This is a genomic window from Candidatus Poriferisodalis sp. (assembly GCF_965205175.1).
Classification (GTDB): Bacteria; Actinomycetota; Acidimicrobiia; order Acidimicrobiales; family Poriferisodalaceae; genus Poriferisodalis.
Genome location: NZ_OZ242038.1, coordinates 2683416 through 2698992 on the forward strand (window position 1 = coordinate 2683416; position 15577 = coordinate 2698992).

A 15577-nucleotide genomic window follows, 5' to 3' on the forward strand; every position below is an offset into this window, starting at 1 on the left:
GCATCGGACCCCGGCCCGTCGAGGCCGGGGTCCGATGCGTCATGTCTTGGTGGACAACCGCAGCCTCAGACTGCGGTCATCCGACTGTCAGGACGGGAAACGAGCCCGCCCGACGCCAACGCGCTCAGCGAGCAGGAGGCGCGTAGATGAGACCGCCCTCGGTCCAGCGTGCATTGGCGGAGCCGTCGCGGGTCAGCCCGACCGGGCCGAGATTGCGTTCGTAGATCTCGTCGTAATTTCCGACCTGGCTGATCACGTTGTAGAAGGCATCGGCGCTCAGACCCATCTTGGTCTGCACTTCGCCCTCGCCGCCCAGCAGGCGAATCGCCTCTGCGTCGAGGTCGCCGCCTTGGAGCATCGAGTCGATGTTGTCCGAGGTGATGCCCTTCTCATCGGCGATGATGGTGGCGTAGACAGTCCAGTTGACCACATCGCCGAACGTCGACTGGTTCTGCGGGTAGACCGGCCCCAGCGGCTCCTTGGAAATCGGCGTCGGCGGGAAGATCACCCAGCTCTGGTCGCCCTCCTGCTTCACCTTGCGACCCACGAGCGCCGAGCCGTCGGTGGTCACCGCATCGCACGCGCCCGCGATGAAGTTCTCGGTCACGATGTCGAAGTCCTCAAAGGTCTCCAGCCGGATCTCGATGCCGGCCGCGTTGGCGGCATCGGCCATGTTCTTCTCGGTGGTCGTGCCGGCATTGGTGCACACTCTCGCGCCGTCGAGGTCTGCCACCGTCGAAGCGGCGGTGAATCCCCGATCGGCGCGAGCCATGATCTGCTGGCCGTCGTAGTAGGTCGTCGGCCCGAAGTCGAGGACGAGGTCGGTGTCGCGGCTCTGCGTCCAGGTGGTGTTGCGCACCAGCAAATCGATGTCGCCGCTCTCCAGCGACGTGAAACGCTCGGCTGCGGTGAGCGCCACGAAGGTGACCGCGTTGGCATCACCGAGAATCGCGGCCGCTACTGCCCGGCAGTAGTCCGCGTCGAAGCCGGTGGTGCTGCCGTCGGGTTGGGTCTCCGAGAAGGCCACCGCCGAACCGCTGACGCCGCAGTTCAGGCTGCCGCGGTTCATCACCGTCGCCAGCAGATCGCCGGCGTCCTGAACCATCGTTACCTCGGTGTCGGGCGCTTCGGTGGTGCTCTGCACCGCCGTCGTCGCAGCAGGGGTGTCGCTGTCGGCCTGCTGATCGTCGCCGGAATCGGAACCGCACGCGGCGGCCGTCAAGGCGAGCGCGGCGAGCACACCGCCGAGTCGCAGGGCTGACCGCCGAGACATCGGCGCGAATCGTCTAGTCATTGAGAACATTCCCTCCATTGGTTGTCCACGAAGTAGGCGCGTGGCATGCGCTGTTGACGCCGTCCGCCGCACCCGATCGCTGCGCAGGCTAACAGCCAAGTCAGTGCCAACAGCCAAGTCAGTACGGCCTCGCCACCTCAGAACCGGCAAGGAACATCTGCCACCGGCGCACCTGCACGGGGCACACTTGACCGATGGCGCGGCCCGACGACCACGAATTGGCGTCGAGCGTGGCCACCGAGACGGGCGCCTTGCTGGTGGAGGTCCGGGACCGGCTGTTCCGTTCGGGTGCCGGCACGTGGGAAGTCCGTGACACTGGCGATGCCGAGGCACATCGTCATATCGTGAGCAGGCTTGCCGAAGCTCGGCCCGACGACGCCATCTTGTCCGAGGAGGGGCGGGACGATCCGGCACGGCTGTCCGCGGACCGGGTGTGGATCGTGGATCCGCTCGACGGAACCCGCGAGTTCTCTGAGCCGGGCCGTTCGGACTGGGCGGTACACGTCGCTCTGGTCGAGAACGGCTCGCCGACCGCCGGCGCCGTTGCGCTGCCCGCGCTCGGCACGACGCTGTGTACCTGTCCACGGCCGCTGATGCCGGAGTCGGACGGCCGGCAGCCGCGCCTCGTGGTCAGCAGGTCGCGCCCGCCGGCGGCGGCGGTCATCATCGCTCAAGCACTCGACGCCGAACTGCTGCAGCTGGGTTCCGCGGGGGCCAAGGCCATGGCCGTGGTGCTCGGCATGGCAGACATCTACGCCCATTCGGGAGGCCAGTACGAGTGGGACAACTGCGCACCGGTTGCGGTTGCACGCGCTGCCGGCCTGCACACGAGCCGGTGCGACGGATCAGAGCTGGAGTACAACTTCGCCGACCCGTGGCTCCCGGACCTGTTGATCTGCCGCCCGGAGTTTGCCGACAGCGCCTTGGCCGCGCTGCGAAGAGTCATCGACGGCGCAGCCTGAGCTGGCGCAGTGTGAGATACAGAGGAGCCCATGGAGCTGAAGACAACGAAGTACTCGGTCGACGGGGCCGTCGCCACACTGACGCTGTCGCGACCGCATCGTCGCAACGCGTGGACCGGCCGGATGCACACCGAGGTACGTTGGGTGCTGGAGCAGGCAGAACAGCATCCGCAGGTCCGCGTGGTCGTCATCACCGGCGAAGGTCGTGACTTCTGCGTCGGCGCCGACGCCCAAGCGCTGGAGGGCCACACCAGCAAGGGCGGCTACGACGCCGGCACCACGGCGGACCTGGCAATGCCCGGCTACGGCATCGTCCCCGAGTTCGATCAGCATTTCGCGTTCATGATGGCGCTGGACACGGTGACGGTGGCTGCGGTGAACGGCGCTGCGGCAGGGGTCGGCCTCGTGCTCGCCTGCTACTGCGACCTGCGCTTCGCGGCCTCCGGCGCCAAGCTCACCACCGCGCACGGCCCTTTGGGCCTGCCGGCCGAGTACGGACTGTCGTGGGTGCTGCCTCGGCTCGTCGGCATCACGCGTTCGAATGACCTGCTGCTGTCGAGCCGCAAGTTCCTGGCCTGCGATACCGAGGGCTGGGGCCTGTTCAACGAGATCGTCGATGCCGGCCGACTGCTGGACCGTGTGTACGAGTACGCGCGGGACATGGCGGCTCGAGTCGCGCCGAGCTCGCTGGCCACGACGAAGCGGCAGATCTACCTCGACCAGCACCGCGACGTCGGCACAGCGGTTGCAGAGTCAGATCGGCTGCTGCGTGAGATGATCCCCAGTCCGGACTACCGCGAGGGCGTTCGCGCGCTCACCGAGCGCCGGCTGCCGCAGTGGCCGCCGCGCTGAAGCTCTCGGGCATCACAGCTCCAGCACCGTGATCACGCCGGTGTCGCCGTTCACCTCGACGAGCGCGCCGTCGGGAATGCGCGCAGTGGCGCCGGTCGCGGAGATGACGCACGGCAGCCCCAGCTCGCGGCTCACGATGACCGAGTGACTGAGCGCCGCGCCGACGTCCACCACCACGGCGCTCGCGCTGACGAACAGCGGCGTCCATGACGGGTCGGTGAGCGGCGCCACCAACACGTCGCCGGGCGACAACGCTGTGGGGTTGCTGCTGTCGAGCACGACGCGAGCACGCCCGCGAGCGATCCCCGGACAGCCCGGCAGGCCGGCCAGCACCTCCCCGGCGCCGAGCATCGCCGCATCGACAGCACCACGGCGCGGCCAGGTGGACATCGGCGGCGGATCCCCGACGATGACGAACGGTTCCTGGCGCGAGTTCGCGTCTTCCCATACCGCTCGGCGCTCGGCGATGACCTCGCCCCAGCCGGTCGGGTCGTCGAGCATCTGGTGGACTTCGGACAGCCGCAGCATGCCGAAATCGGTTGCGGTGTCGAAGTGGCCGCGCTCGATCAGCCGCTGGCCGAGCACCCGTGACGCAACGCGGCACTCGTTCACGTAGCGCACGCAGTTGGTCTTGGTGCGCTCTCGGCCCGGCAGATAGACCGCTGCAGCCCCGAGCGCCAGATTGAACTGCGTCTGCGTCTCGGGATCTGCCGCCAAGGCCTCGGAAATCTCGCCGGCAAGGGACTCACGCTGCGCCGCCAGTCCGGCACGCCGACGAGCCGGCTCAGCGTCGTCGGGCGCCAATCGCATGCGGTCGATGGCCGCGAGCGCGATGTCGGGGTCGGTCTCCCACGTCGGGCAGCTCATCTCCCATTCGTTGGGCCCACGTGATCCGAATTCGTAGACGAAGTCATCGAAGGCTGCTGTGAATGCCACTGTCTCGCCTGCTGGGTCCTCGGCGCCTGCGGCCGACAGACGATCCGCCAAGCCCGCCGGCCCAGCGTCGAACATCGCCCCGAGCTCGCTCGACCCGGCGACGAGTCGCCCGAGGCGCCACATCGCATCAGAAGGTGCCGCCGATGCCACGTCGCCGAAGCCGGCAACCAGCTTCAGCGTGTCTTCGGGCCGCCCCAGCGCCGCGCAGACCTGCTCGAGTGCTCCCAAGGGAGCAGCCGCCAGGAACGACACCCGCAGATGCCGGGCGAACAGCAGACGGAAGCCAGCACCGTCGGCGTAGTCGGAGTAACCCGACTCCAGAAAGTCGCTGATCCACTGCACGATCTCGTGATCGCCCATCTGGGTGAAATCCGGCCGCCGCGCGCGCAGCTCGGCGATGTTGCGCTCGTCGGCATGCACTTCGGGCAGCGCCGGCGCGGTGAACAGCTGCAAGAGCGTCGCGCCGATGCGCTGCTCGGCCTCGGGGCTGGCATCGTCGGGATGCGGCTCGTAGGGCGGGATGCCGGGCTGTTCGCCGAAGAAGGTGCGATCCACGGTGTCCACGTCGATGCCGGGCGCGCGGGCGCCGTACACCCGGCCGATGGAGGCGTTCAGATAGGTGTACCCGCCGAAGACCCCGAGGAACACGCAGTTGTCCGGGTCGAACTCGTCGTGCTCGAAAGCACCCATCTCTACGTAGGCGTCGCGGAACCCCAGCTCAGACAGGCAGATGCCGTCTTCGTTCTGGAACGCGAAGTCGAAGGTGCTCATCCTCACCGGATCGGGGAACACTTCGCCCACATTGGCGCGAGTCCAGATGGGAAAGCGCTCGGAGGGCTTGGTGCCGACGAAGTATCCGCCGCTTCGGTCAGTCAGGTTCGCCATGCTGTCTCCCTGCGGTGCCGTGTCCCGGCGCTGCCGAACCGGCCAGACGGTGAGCGGGCCGGGCAGCCGCATCCCCCTCGTGGCGGCCGCCCGGCCAAGCTGTGCGGTGATGCTAGACCGCGACGCGAACGTTCAGGCCCGCCTCGCAGACATCCGCTGGGGCTGACACCTGGGCCAGGCGCCCCGAACGCCTAGTTCATGCGGGTTTCCAGGGCGCCGGCGCCGGCATGCCCGCCTGCGCCACCTGTCCCGGCTGCGCCACCGTTCCCGTGGCCGCCGAACGAGGCACGCGCCCGTGCATGCACGCGCAGGAGCGCCGAGTGCCCAATCCTGCGTGGACTCTGAGGACGGTGTTACCCTTCGCGCGCACTATCCGACGCAGTGCCCGACGCAATGTGACGTTTGACGCGAGATGACGCCGTGGAGCGCGCCGCGCTATCCGGAGACACGCCCGTGAGACCGCAAACTGGGATGCCGCGACCGGCCCGCAGCCAAGCGCACCAGACGCGGGCCCGCGGACGTGGTTGGCACCGTGCGCGACGTGGAATATGTGCCACATTGTCGGTGGGCTTGATTGGTGCAGCTGCGGCCACTGTCGCTGTTCCGGCGGCGGGGATGACCGCGCAGGCGCGGTGATCGCTGGGAGGTGCTGGTGCCGGTAAGCCTCGAGCACTACCGAGACCTCGGCGACTTCGACTACGGCGCCTGCGACTCGGTGTCGCCGATGATTCGACGTGTCATCTGCAAGAACCCGACACCGTTCACCTATCGCGGCACCGGCACCTACATCGTCGGTCACGGAGAGGTCGCTGTGATCGACGCCGGGCCGCCGCTGGCAAGCCACTTGGGCGACATCCTTGCGGCGCTCGAGCCCGGCGAGACGGTCAGTGCCGCATTGGTCACCCACACGCACAGCGATCACTCGCCGCTCACTGGCGACCTGGTCGCTGCGACCGGCGCGCTCAGCTACGGCTTCGGGCCGCACGCCGGCGTCTGGAGGCTGGACCCCGACGACCGGGTCGATTTCTCCGATTACATCAGCGCCGCCGAGCAGGAGCAGTACCAAGCCGAGCTCGACGAGCTGCCCGAGGAGCTGAAGCGGGAAGGCGCCGACACGGACTTCGTCCCCGATGTCGCGCTGGTCGACGGCGACATCGTGGCCGGCGACGGCTGGACGCTGCGAGCAGTTCACACCCCTGGTCACTGCTCGAATCACCTGTGCTACGAGCTGCTCGAAGAGCGTGCGCTCTTCTCCGGGGATCACGTCATGGGCTGGGCAACGAGCGTCGTGGGCCCGCCCGACGGCTCGATGCGCGACTACATGGCGTCGCTGGCCAAGCTGCTCGACTTCGACCACGAACGGTACTGGCCGACTCACGGCCCCCCGATCCCCGAGCCCGCGGCGTACGTGCGCTCGTTCATTGCGCACCGCAACGACCGAGAGCGCCAGATCATCGAGCACCTGCGGCCGGGTCCGTGCCGCATTGCGGACTTCGTGCCGAAGATGTACGCGGCCTACGACAAGCGGCTGTGGTATCCCGCAGCCGGCTCGGTCTACGCGCACATGCTGCACCTGGTCGAGACCGGACGCGCCCGTGTGCTCGCTGCCGACGAGGGTGACGGCGGCGAGCCCAAGCTCACGTCGGTCTACGAGCTGACCTCGGCCGCGTAACGGCGTGCGGCTGGTCATCGCTCGCTGCACCGTCGACTACTCGGGACGGCTCGACGCGCACCTGCCGGAGGCGGTTCGGCTGATCATGGTGAAGGCTGACGGCTGCGTGGCCATTCACGCCGACGGAGGCGCCTACAAGCCGCTCAACTGGATGAACGCGCCCAACCGTCTCGTACACGAAGGCGACCTGTGGCGCGTGACCAACGACCGCGGCGAACGCTTGGAGATACGTCTCGTCGAGGTGCTCAGCGACACGTCGCACGACATGGGGATCGACCCCGGCCTCGTGCGCGACGGCGTGGAGACCCATCTGCAGGAACTAGTGGCCGCACGTCCTGAGACGCTGGCCGACGGTGCGGTGTTGGTGCGACGCGAGTACCGCACTGACATCGGCCCGGTGGACCTGCTGTGCCGGGACGGCAACGGCGCAACGCTGGCCGTCGAGATCAAGCGACGAGGCGAGATCGACGGGGTCGAGCAGCTCTGCCGCTACCTCGACTACCTGAACCGGGATGCTCGGCTGGCACCCGTGAGCGGGGTCTTCGCTGCCCAAGAGATCAAGCCACAGGCTCGCGTGCTCGCCGCGGACCGCGGCATCCGCTGCGTCATCCTCGACTACGACGAGCTGCGCGGCATCACCGCCGACGCCCTCAAGCTCTTCTAGCTATGTCATGCCAGCCGCGTGGTGAGCACGCCGGATGCAGGCTCAAGGTCGCCGTCATCAATGCCTACGGAAGGTTCAATTGACCGAGCCTGTTTTGCCCCCAGCAGACGAGGTTGCCGCCGAGCCGAATTGCGCATACATGGGCTGATCCAGCAGCGATCGCCGTGAACTCGCCGCCGGGCGGATCATACGGCCACAGCCCCCAACAAAAGATTTCGCCGGCTATTCCGGCGAACGAGTCCGTGCCTATGGCGCAGACATGACTCACGCCGACTGCGACTGCGATGAAGGACTGGATCAAAAAGCTAGGCATATCAAAGGGCGCGGTGCCTCCTCCCCAACACTCTATGCCGCCGAGAGTACGAGTCGCACACGTCAGTCCGGAGCCGACGCTGAGGTTGGCGTCAATATCGCTGAAGTTGCCAAAAAGCGGCGGTCCACGCAAGAATCCGACATCGCCCCAGCAAATGACTTTGCCGAATGAAGGGAGCGCGCAGGTAGAGTCCCAGCTGGCAGCTATGGCGCTATAGCGGGTAAAGGAGTCCTCGGGCGCGTCCAGCTGTCCTTCTGGTCCGTAGCCCCAGCAGACGATGTTCCCGAGGGCGCCGATAGCGCAAGAATGGGTAGCGCCTGCGGCGACAGCGCTATAGAAGCCGGCGGGTGCATACGCCTGCCCCAACCTGTTGTCACCCCAGCAGGTGACAGTTCCATCACTGCGTATCGCACACGAATGACCAAGACCCGCAGCAACAGAGGTGTAGGTGCCATCGGGTGCGGTGGCCTGTCCATGTTCGTTGTTGCCCCAGCAGACCAGCGTGCCGTCAACGCGTATCGCGCACGTGTGGTAGCTGCCCGCGTTGATGGCGACATAACGACTGTCGTTGGATGTGGAATCGCGGCCATCGCGGTCTTCCGTGTCCCGCTTGCCGCGGGAGGATGCGGTGCGGGCGCGTTGACCGACGAGGTCGGCAGTGCTCCATCGGTCAAGTCCGGCGATGCGTGTCATCTGCCGGCCGGCGACCTTGACCGCCGAGACTGCAGCTTCGCCGCCGACGATCCATCCACCGGCGATGGCATCGTCCAACCGTCCGCGTTGACTCATCGGCATGGCACTGTCGCGAGCACCGGCGAGCACGACGCAATCGGTGCCGAGGACCCCTGCGAACGTGACGGCGCTGTAGATGTCGGATTGAGCGGCAGCGTCTGAGCCAACCACGATGGGCACCGCTCCGGTGCAGTCGGAACCGAACCAGCCTTCTCCGCCAGCGACGTGCGCGCCTGCTGACTCGACCGGCACGAGCCTCGATCTCGATGGCACTCTCGGAGTCCCGGATGGGTCGGCGCCAACCGCGACAGCACCCACCCGCTGCGCGGTAGCCCACCGGTCCGCACCCGCAACGCGCACCATGTCGCGTCCTGCAACCTTCGCGGCACGCACTGCGGCAATCCCTCCAACGACGTAGCCGCCCGCAGCGGCCACATCAAGCCGGACGCGTTGGCTCGCGGGCATGACACGATCGCGTGCGCCGGCGAGCACGACGCAGTCAGTGCCAATCGCGCCTGCAAGCGTGATTGCGCTGTAGATGTCTGACTGCGCGGACGCATCGGCTCCGACCACAATCGGGAGGTCGCCTCGGCAGTCGGACTCGGTCCACGCTTCCGCTCCTGCGACGAATGCAGCAGCAGACTGGGCCTGCACGCCCATCGGCGTCGCCGAGACCAGCACGCCGAATGCAGCGACCGACGCGGCAGTAGCCGCGCCCAACCTCGCCGTCAGGCGTAGGTACACAGGCCGTTGTCGATGACGACGCGCTGCTCGTCGGTGCCCTGCTGAGCGACCGTGCGGTAGATGGCGCGTCCTTCGCCATCGTCCCAGACCTGAATGGTCAGCTCGTCGCCGGGGAACACCGGCGCTGAGAAACGCGAGTCCATCGACCGGAAGCGGGCCGGGTCGCTGTCGCACAGCGTGCGCAGCAGCGCCCTGCCGGTGAATCCGTAGGTACACAGGCCGTGCAGAATCGGCTTGGGGAAGCCGGCCAGCTCAGTGGCGAACCACGGATCGCTGTGCAAGGGGTTGTAGTCGCCGCTCAGCCGGTAGGTCAGTGCCTGGTCGGGGCGTGTTCGGTAGGTGACCTCGTAGTCGGGGTCGCGGTCGGGAGCGCTCACCAAGGGCGCTGTGCTCCCTGGCTCGCCCCCGAAGCCCCCGGAGCCGCGGATGACCACGGAGCTGCGCAGCTCGAAGAGGATCTCGCCGGAGTCGGCGTCGACCGCGCTGGCTTCGGTGTCGATGATGGCATTGCGCCCCTCGCCCTTGTCCCACATGCCCGCGATGCGGTCGGTGATCTCGACGGCGCCTTCGGTCGGGATAGGGCGATGCACGGTGATCCCTTGGCTGCCGTGCAGCAGCTTGCCCCAGTCGATGTCTCCAGCACCAGCCATCGCGCCCCCGGCGCCGAATCCGATGACGACTCCCTGCGTCGGGAACGACTGGTGCGCGATGTCCTTGGAGTTGTGGGTGGTGAACGCCAGCTCGGATCCGAATGGATCCTCCGCACCGGCGCCGATGCCCACGGCGTAGAGCAGCGAGTCGCGGAACGTCCACGACCGCGTGGTCGGCGTGCCGGTAGCACCTACAGCTTCCGGATTGAGCCCCATGTTGGTCTGCCTTTCTGGTCTTGTCTCTGGTTGAACCTGCACTTCGACAGCAGCGCTCTCACTTGACCTGGCACCGCGGCGGCACCGGTGCCGGCCGATGCGGTCGGCTCAGCCGGCGATGCCCCCGTCTGCCGGTTCACCGTTCATGCCGCTGTTGAGGCGAGCCTCGCGCACCAGCCCACGTGCTGCGTCGCCGATCTTCGTCGGATCGTCGATGGTGTCGATGGTGGGACCGCGCTCCCAGCCCTCCGCAACTGCGAGCAGCTGGCCGGAGGCCTCGAACACCCGTCCGGTGACGCCGGCAGCATCGGCGGAACACAGCCAGGTCACGATCGGTGCGATGTAGCGAGGATGCATCAGGGCCTGCTCCTCCTCGGAGGCTTGGCCCATGCCCAAGTCCTCAGTCATGCGCGTCAGCGCTCCCGGGGCGACCGCGTTGACCCGAACGCCGTAGCGCGCCAGCTCACGGGCAGCGATGATGGTGAACGCCGCGATGCCCATCTTTGCGGCGCCGTAGTTGGTCTGGCCCGGATTGCCGTAGATGCCCGAGACCGAGGTGGTGTTCACGATCGACGCGTTGATCTGCTCGCCGGCCTTCGCCCGCTCACGCCAGTAGGTGCTGGCCCAGCGCGCCGGCGCGAACGTGCCCTTGAGATGGACCTGGATCACGGCATCCCACTCGGCCTCGGTCATGTTCACCAGCATCCGGTCGCGCAGGATGCCCGCATTGTTCACCACCGCATGCAGGTCGCCGAAGGTCTCAATGGCCTGATTGACCAAGCGCTGCGCGCCTTCCCAGTCGGAGACGTCGTCACCGTTGGCGACCGCCTGTCCACCCATGTCGGCAATCTCGGCCACCACGTCATCGGCAGGCCCGGTATCTGCCCCGGTGCCGTCTCGGGCACCACCGAGGTCGTTGCACACCACCTTGGCGCCGTGCTCGGCAAGCATCAGGCAGTGTTCACGCCCGATGCCTCGAGCACCTCCGGTCACGATCACAACCCGACCCTCGCACAGCTTGCTCATAATGTCCTCTGTCCTTGTCTTGTCGCCGTCAAGGTGCGACGGCGCGTGTGCGCGGCCGGCTAGGCCACTGCCGCGGCGTGGAGTATCGCACGCGAGAAGCGCTGTCCGCAGCCGATATGTGACCCCTACGATCAACCCTCGTGCATTGGCCGACGTGGGCCCCTCGCTGGTCGATCATCACGGCGGCTGTGATCTTGGCTGCATCAGGGCTCGGCGCGGCCGTGCTGACGATCGCCAACTCCGCCGGCCCGTCCGACGCGACTGCTCCGGCAGCGTCGTCGGCCCCCGCAGCAACGACGCAGACCCCTGTCGCCCCGTCCGGGCCGGACACGCCGGCGGTTCCTTCGACCGAGCCAGCGACCGAGGTAAGCCCCGACGCCGTGGTCTTGAGCATTGCGGCGCTCGCAGCGGAGCTGGCAAGCACGCCCGTCGTGATTCGCACCTACGTCGGCGAGCTGACACTGACGGTGGACGACCTGGGCATCGCGCTGGAACCCGACGCCACCTTCGAGGCTGTGCGAGAACTGCGAACAGCGGGCGCCGAAATCGGCCTCAGCGCGACCCAGGCGTGGGTCGGCTGGTCGACCGACCCTCAGTTCTCCGAACGGCGCTACCGCGTCGACCGCTCCGCGGCCCGGGCCGCGCTGTCCGACGCCGCAGACATCGGCGTCACGGCGACGCCCCCGACGATCGTGGTTGTCAACGACACGTTGGCCGTCGACCTCGGCCTGCCCGGCCAAGTCGTTGACACCGATGCGATTGTCGACCGAGTGCTGGAGAGCGTCACGCTCGCAGTGCCCCGCATCGAGATCGCCGCAGAACTCATCCCAGGCGAACCGTTCGTCAACACGCCCGAGCTGCAACAGGCGGTGAACGCAGCTCACAGCCGCTACGGGCACGAACTCGTGCTCGCCTACGGCACCTCGACCCACGATCTCACCATGAACACCATCGCCGGGTGGCTCCAGCTCGACACGACGGCGACGCCCCCGACGATCTCGCTCGACCAGGCACAAGTGGGGTCGTACGTCGAGGAAGCTTTCGCCGCCGCATCGGCGCCGTCCACGACCGCCGCCATGGCGGTGGTCAACGGCACGCCGACCGTCGTCGCCGGTGACGGCAGCGTCGCGTGCTGTGCCGACGAGGTAGCCGCCGTGATCGAGGAGGCGCTGCGGGCTCGGGTCGCCGGACCGCTGACGCTGCCGCCGCGCCCGGCGGTGAGCCGACAAGAGCAGGCACTCTTGGAATCGCTGGGCATCGCCGAAGTCGTCGGCCGCTACACCACCAAGCACGCGTGCTGCCAAGGACGAGTCAAGAACATTCATCGCTTCGCAGATCTGATGCGCGGAGCGATCGTCGAACCCGGCCAGAGCCTCTCGTTGAACGATCATGTGGGCCGGCGCACCGCGCAGCGGGGCTTCGTCGAAGGCGGCTTCATTCACCATGGCGTGCTGGTCGACGACATCGGCGGCGGCGTGTCGCAGTTCGCCACCACCATCTTCAATGCCCTGATCCGCGCCGGCATGACCATCGACGAGTACCAGACGCACTCGCTGTATCTCAGCCGCTACCCGTACGGCTTGGACCCCACCATCTCCTACCCGGAGCCTGATCTCAAGTTCACGAACCCCACCCCCTACGGCCTGCTCATCTGGCCGACCTACACCGACACTTCCATCACGGTCGAGCTGTACTCCACCCGCAACGTTGCGGTCACCATCGGCGAGCCGACCGAGGTCATGCAGGAGTTCTGCCGCCGAGTCAGCACGGACCGAACGCGGGTGTTCTCCGACGGCACCGTGGAGACTGACACCTTCCGAGCCCGCTATCGGCCCGAACCGGGACGCAACTGCGACGGTACGCGTTCGGTTCCGAGGCAGTGCGTGGATCCGCTGCTGTCACCCGCCAAGCCGGTCGCAGACGGCCAGTCGCCGCAGAACACCCCAGACTCCGGCGATTCCGAACGCGCCATGGTCGACGACGGCACGACGCGTGCGGACGGGTCGGTGGTGGAATGTCCGCCGCTCGAGTGCGTCGAACAACCCGGCGAGCGCACGTCAGCGTCGCCCCGCTATCCGGACGATCCGTGCCTCGGCGTCGATCTGAGCACGCTGGGCGCCGACGGCGGCGATGACCGCACCGGGGACGGCACCGGCAGCGACGACACGAACGACGACGGCACTGACAAGACCGACGACAGTGGTGACGGCGCGACCAACGGCGACGACACGAACGATGGCAGCGACGGCGCGACCGACGACAGCGGCGACGACGGCGACGACACGAACGATGGCAGCGACGGCGAAGACTCCTGAACCGATGTCAGCCGTCGATGTCGTGATCGTGGGCGCCGGCCCGGCAGGCGCGTCTGCGGCGGTCTGGGCCCGCCGAGCAGGACTCGACGTGCTGCTCATCGATCGGGCAGCCAGAGGACGAGACAAGTGCTGCGGCGACGGCCTCACTGCACTCGCGCTGCGCGAGCTCGAATCGCTCGGCGTCCGGCCCGAGCTGCTGGCTTCGTGGAAGCCGGTGACGGCCGCGTGCGTGCGGGCGCCACGCGGACGAGTGATGCGGCTGCCGCTGCCGACGGGCCGCGGACTGTTCGCAAGCGTGTGCCGGCGCGCCGAGCTGGACGCACAGCTCATGGACCTCGCCGTCGCAGCGCGAGCCGAGGTTCGCCTCGGCGTCGCCTTCGACAGCTTCGCGAACGCCGATGCATCGACCGCTACGACCTCGGTTCGACTCAGCGACGGCAGCGTGGTAGCGACCCGGTTCGTGATCGGCGCCGACGGCGTCTACTCCGCTGTGCGCAAGGCGCTGGGCATCGGCCCGCATCGCTACCGCGGCGATTGGCACGCACTCCGCGGCTACCTGCGTTCACACGGCGACGCGGCGCACGACATGTGGGTGTGGTTCGAACCCGACCTGCTGCCCGGCTACGCGTGGTCGTTCCCCGTGGGCGACGGCCGGGTCAACCTGGGCTTCGGCGTGCCCCGCAACCGCCACGACACTGCCGACGGAGCTGGCACGCTGTCGGGCAAGCAGCTCGCCGAGGTCTGGGCGGGCCTCGCTGAGCGCAGCCACATCGCAAGCGTGCTCGGCGCCAGCGAGCCCGATGGCCCCATGCGGGCGTGGCCGATACCGGCGCGCCTGGGCGAGCTGGAGCTTGCCAGTGGACGATCGCTGCTGTGCGGCGATGCGGCTGGGGCCGCCGACCCGCTGACCGGCGAAGGCATCGGGCAAGCGCTGGGGATGGGGCGCATCGCGGCGCGTGCGATCGCACGCGGCGGCCCGCCGCGCAGCGTGGCAGCTCGCTACGCGCGCGAGGTGTCGGCCGGGTTCTCACTGGACCACCGACTGGCGCGAAGCCTCAGCCGGATCCTGGCTCACGAAGGCTTGGCCGCTGCGTCGCTGCGGGCGGTGGACTGGTCTGGTTGGACCCGCCGGCAGTTCGCTCGCTGGATGTTCGAGGACTACCCGCGAGCCGCTGCAGCGACACCGCGGCGTTGGCATCCCGGCATGGCCAGAGCGCGAGGTGCGTTCAGTTCCACGCCCATGTCGGCGACGGCGCATTGACCCGGTTGCAGACGAGGCCCCGCGCTGGCCAAGCTAGGCAGGTGACACCCGGCGCCGACACCACCGTGCCCGACATGCCGGCAGTCGACGCGCCGGCAGTCGGCCAGGCATCTTCCGACAGCGCATTGGGGCACGAAGCCGAGGACCGGCACTGCAGCTTCACCCGCGAACAGTGGGCGAAGCTGCGCGATGCCACGCCACTCTCGGTGACAGAGGCAGAACTCGAAGCACTGGCCGGCCTCGTGGAACCCGTGACGCTCGACATGGTGCGGGACATCTACCTGCCGTTGTCGCGGCTGTTGAACCTGCGTTTTGGCGCGAAGCGTCAGCTGCGCGCTGCCACCGAGCGCTTCTTCGGCAGGGTGCTGCCGCCCCGGCCGTACCTGATCGGCATCGGCGGAAGCGTCTCAGCCGGCAAGAGCACGACCGCACGCATCCTGCGAGCCGTGCTGGCCTCCTGGCCCGATCATCCCGAGGTGGACCTGATTACGACCGACGGATTCCTGCTGCCCAATGCCGAACTGACCGCACGCGGCCTCCTCGGGCGCAAGGGCTTTCCTGAGTCCTACCGCCGCGGCGAGCTGCGCGAATTCTTGCAGCGGATATCCAGCGGCGATCCCGACGTGGCTGCACCGGTCTACTCGCACAACCTCTACGACGTGACCGATGAGGTGCAGATCGTCAACCAGCCGGACATCCTCATCGTGGAAGGCCTCAACGTGCTCCAGACCGGTCCTCCGTCGAGCACGCCCTTCGTGTCGGACTTCTTCGACTTCACCATCTATGTGGACGCCGATGCCGCCGACCTCGAGGAGTGGTACGTCGAGCGCTTCCAACAGCTGCGCAAGACCGTGTTCCGCGAGCAGACCGCCTACTTCGCCCAGTTCGCGGAGCTGCCGGCATCCGCAGCTGACGCGGTGGCTCGCACCATCTGGCGCTCCATCAACCTCGTCAACTTGCAGGAGAACATCCTGCCGACCCGGGCTCGAGCCGACCTGGTGCTCGCCAAGGGTCGCAATCACGCTGTCGATCACGTCGAACTCCGGTACCACTGA

Annotated in this window: 12 protein-coding genes; 7 read left to right on the forward strand and 5 right to left on the reverse strand. The window is 67.8% G+C overall.

Features of this window, described 5'->3' with window-relative positions; translation table 11 throughout:
* Window positions 1-124: 124 nt before the first annotated feature.
* A complete protein-coding gene (locus ACOGI4_RS11550) occupies window positions 125-1273 on the reverse strand; it encodes an amino acid ABC transporter substrate-binding protein (RefSeq protein ID WP_419841811.1) in 1149 nt (382 codons plus the stop codon).
* A gap of 215 nt (window positions 1274-1488) precedes the next feature.
* On the opposite strand from ACOGI4_RS11550, the gene ACOGI4_RS11555 reads away from it, so the two are divergent.
* Both ACOGI4_RS11555 and ACOGI4_RS11560 read left to right on the forward strand, forming a co-directional pair.
* Entirely contained in the window at window positions 1489-2256 is a 768-nt protein-coding gene (locus tag ACOGI4_RS11555; RefSeq protein WP_419841812.1) for a 3'(2'),5'-bisphosphate nucleotidase CysQ, read from the forward strand.
* Between the two features lie 30 nt (window positions 2257-2286).
* Window positions 2287-3108, forward strand: coding sequence for an enoyl-CoA hydratase-related protein (locus ACOGI4_RS11560; protein WP_419841813.1), 822 nt, complete (start codon window positions 2287-2289; stop codon window positions 3106-3108).
* A 12-nt stretch (window positions 3109-3120) separates the two neighbouring features.
* On the opposite strand, the gene ACOGI4_RS11565 is transcribed toward ACOGI4_RS11560, so the two are convergent.
* Window positions 3121-4929: a PEP-utilizing enzyme gene (locus ACOGI4_RS11565; protein WP_419841814.1), complete on the reverse strand. Its 1809-nt coding sequence runs from the start codon at window positions 4927-4929 to the stop codon at window positions 3121-3123.
* A gap of 652 nt (window positions 4930-5581) precedes the next feature.
* Here ACOGI4_RS11565 and ACOGI4_RS11570 point away from each other — a divergent pair.
* Together ACOGI4_RS11570 and nucS are read left to right on the forward strand one after the other, a co-directional pair.
* The gene (locus tag ACOGI4_RS11570; RefSeq protein ID WP_419841815.1) at window positions 5582-6601 is read left to right on the forward strand and encodes an MBL fold metallo-hydrolase; all 1020 of its coding nucleotides are present in this window, start codon (window positions 5582-5584) and stop codon (window positions 6599-6601) included.
* Window positions 6602-6605: 4 nt separating this feature from the next.
* Window positions 6606-7265 carry an endonuclease NucS gene (nucS, locus tag ACOGI4_RS11575; RefSeq protein WP_419841816.1) on the forward strand — a complete coding sequence of 220 codons (660 nt, stop codon included), beginning with the start codon at window positions 6606-6608 and terminating at the stop codon, window positions 7263-7265.
* Between the two features lie 64 nt (window positions 7266-7329).
* Here the strand turns inward: nucS and ACOGI4_RS11580 are convergent, their stop codons facing one another.
* The 3 genes from ACOGI4_RS11580 to ACOGI4_RS11590 all read right to left on the reverse strand — a co-directional run bounded on the left by ACOGI4_RS11580 (window position 7330) and on the right by ACOGI4_RS11590 (window position 10946).
* A complete protein-coding gene (locus ACOGI4_RS11580; RefSeq protein WP_419841817.1) occupies window positions 7330-8367 on the reverse strand; it encodes an RCC1 domain-containing protein in 1038 nt (345 codons plus the stop codon).
* A 671-nt stretch (window positions 8368-9038) separates the two neighbouring features.
* Window positions 9039-9920 (reverse strand): MaoC/PaaZ C-terminal domain-containing protein, encoded by an 882-nt coding sequence (locus ACOGI4_RS11585; protein ID WP_419841818.1) that lies wholly within the window; start codon window positions 9918-9920, stop codon window positions 9039-9041.
* Window positions 9921-10028: 108 nt separating this feature from the next.
* Window positions 10029-10946: an SDR family oxidoreductase gene (locus tag ACOGI4_RS11590; protein WP_419841819.1), complete on the reverse strand. Its 918-nt coding sequence runs from the start codon at window positions 10944-10946 to the stop codon at window positions 10029-10031.
* A gap of 140 nt (window positions 10947-11086) precedes the next feature.
* Here ACOGI4_RS11590 and ACOGI4_RS11595 point away from each other — a divergent pair, with 140 nt between their 5' ends.
* The 3 genes from ACOGI4_RS11595 to coaA are packed head-to-tail and all read left to right on the forward strand — an operon-like array spanning window position 11087 to window position 15577.
* The gene (locus tag ACOGI4_RS11595; protein WP_419841820.1) at window positions 11087-13261 is read left to right on the forward strand and encodes a VanW family protein; all 2175 of its coding nucleotides are present in this window, start codon (window positions 11087-11089) and stop codon (window positions 13259-13261) included.
* Between the two features lie 4 nt (window positions 13262-13265).
* Window positions 13266-14522, forward strand: a complete 1257-nt coding sequence (locus ACOGI4_RS11600; protein WP_419841821.1) for an NAD(P)/FAD-dependent oxidoreductase — start codon at window positions 13266-13268, stop codon at window positions 14520-14522.
* A 41-nt stretch (window positions 14523-14563) separates the two neighbouring features.
* Entirely contained in the window at window positions 14564-15577 is a 1014-nt protein-coding gene (coaA, locus tag ACOGI4_RS11605) for a type I pantothenate kinase (RefSeq protein WP_419841822.1), read from the forward strand.

Bases quoted from the DNA above. Each gene is read 5' to 3' on its own strand.
- ACOGI4_RS11555 (WP_419841812.1), top strand. From the start codon at position 1,489: ATGGCGCGGCCCGACGACCACGAATTGGCGTCGAGCGTGGCCACCGAG.
- ACOGI4_RS11585 (WP_419841818.1), bottom strand. From the start codon at position 9,920: ATGGGGCTCAATCCGGAAGCTGTAGGTGCTACCGGCACGCCGACCACG.
- ACOGI4_RS11600 (WP_419841821.1), top strand. From the start codon at position 13,266: ATGTCAGCCGTCGATGTCGTGATCGTGGGCGCCGGCCCGGCAGGCGCG.
- ACOGI4_RS11565 (WP_419841814.1), bottom strand. From the start codon at position 4,929: ATGGCGAACCTGACTGACCGAAGCGGCGGATACTTCGTCGGCACCAAG.
- ACOGI4_RS11550 (WP_419841811.1), bottom strand. From the start codon at position 1,273: ATGTCTCGGCGGTCAGCCCTGCGACTCGGCGGTGTGCTCGCCGCGCTC.
- ACOGI4_RS11580 (WP_419841817.1), bottom strand. From the start codon at position 8,367: ATGAGTCAACGCGGACGGTTGGACGATGCCATCGCCGGTGGATGGATC.
- ACOGI4_RS11560 (WP_419841813.1), top strand. From the start codon at position 2,287: ATGGAGCTGAAGACAACGAAGTACTCGGTCGACGGGGCCGTCGCCACA.
- ACOGI4_RS11590 (WP_419841819.1), bottom strand. From the start codon at position 10,946: ATGAGCAAGCTGTGCGAGGGTCGGGTTGTGATCGTGACCGGAGGTGCT.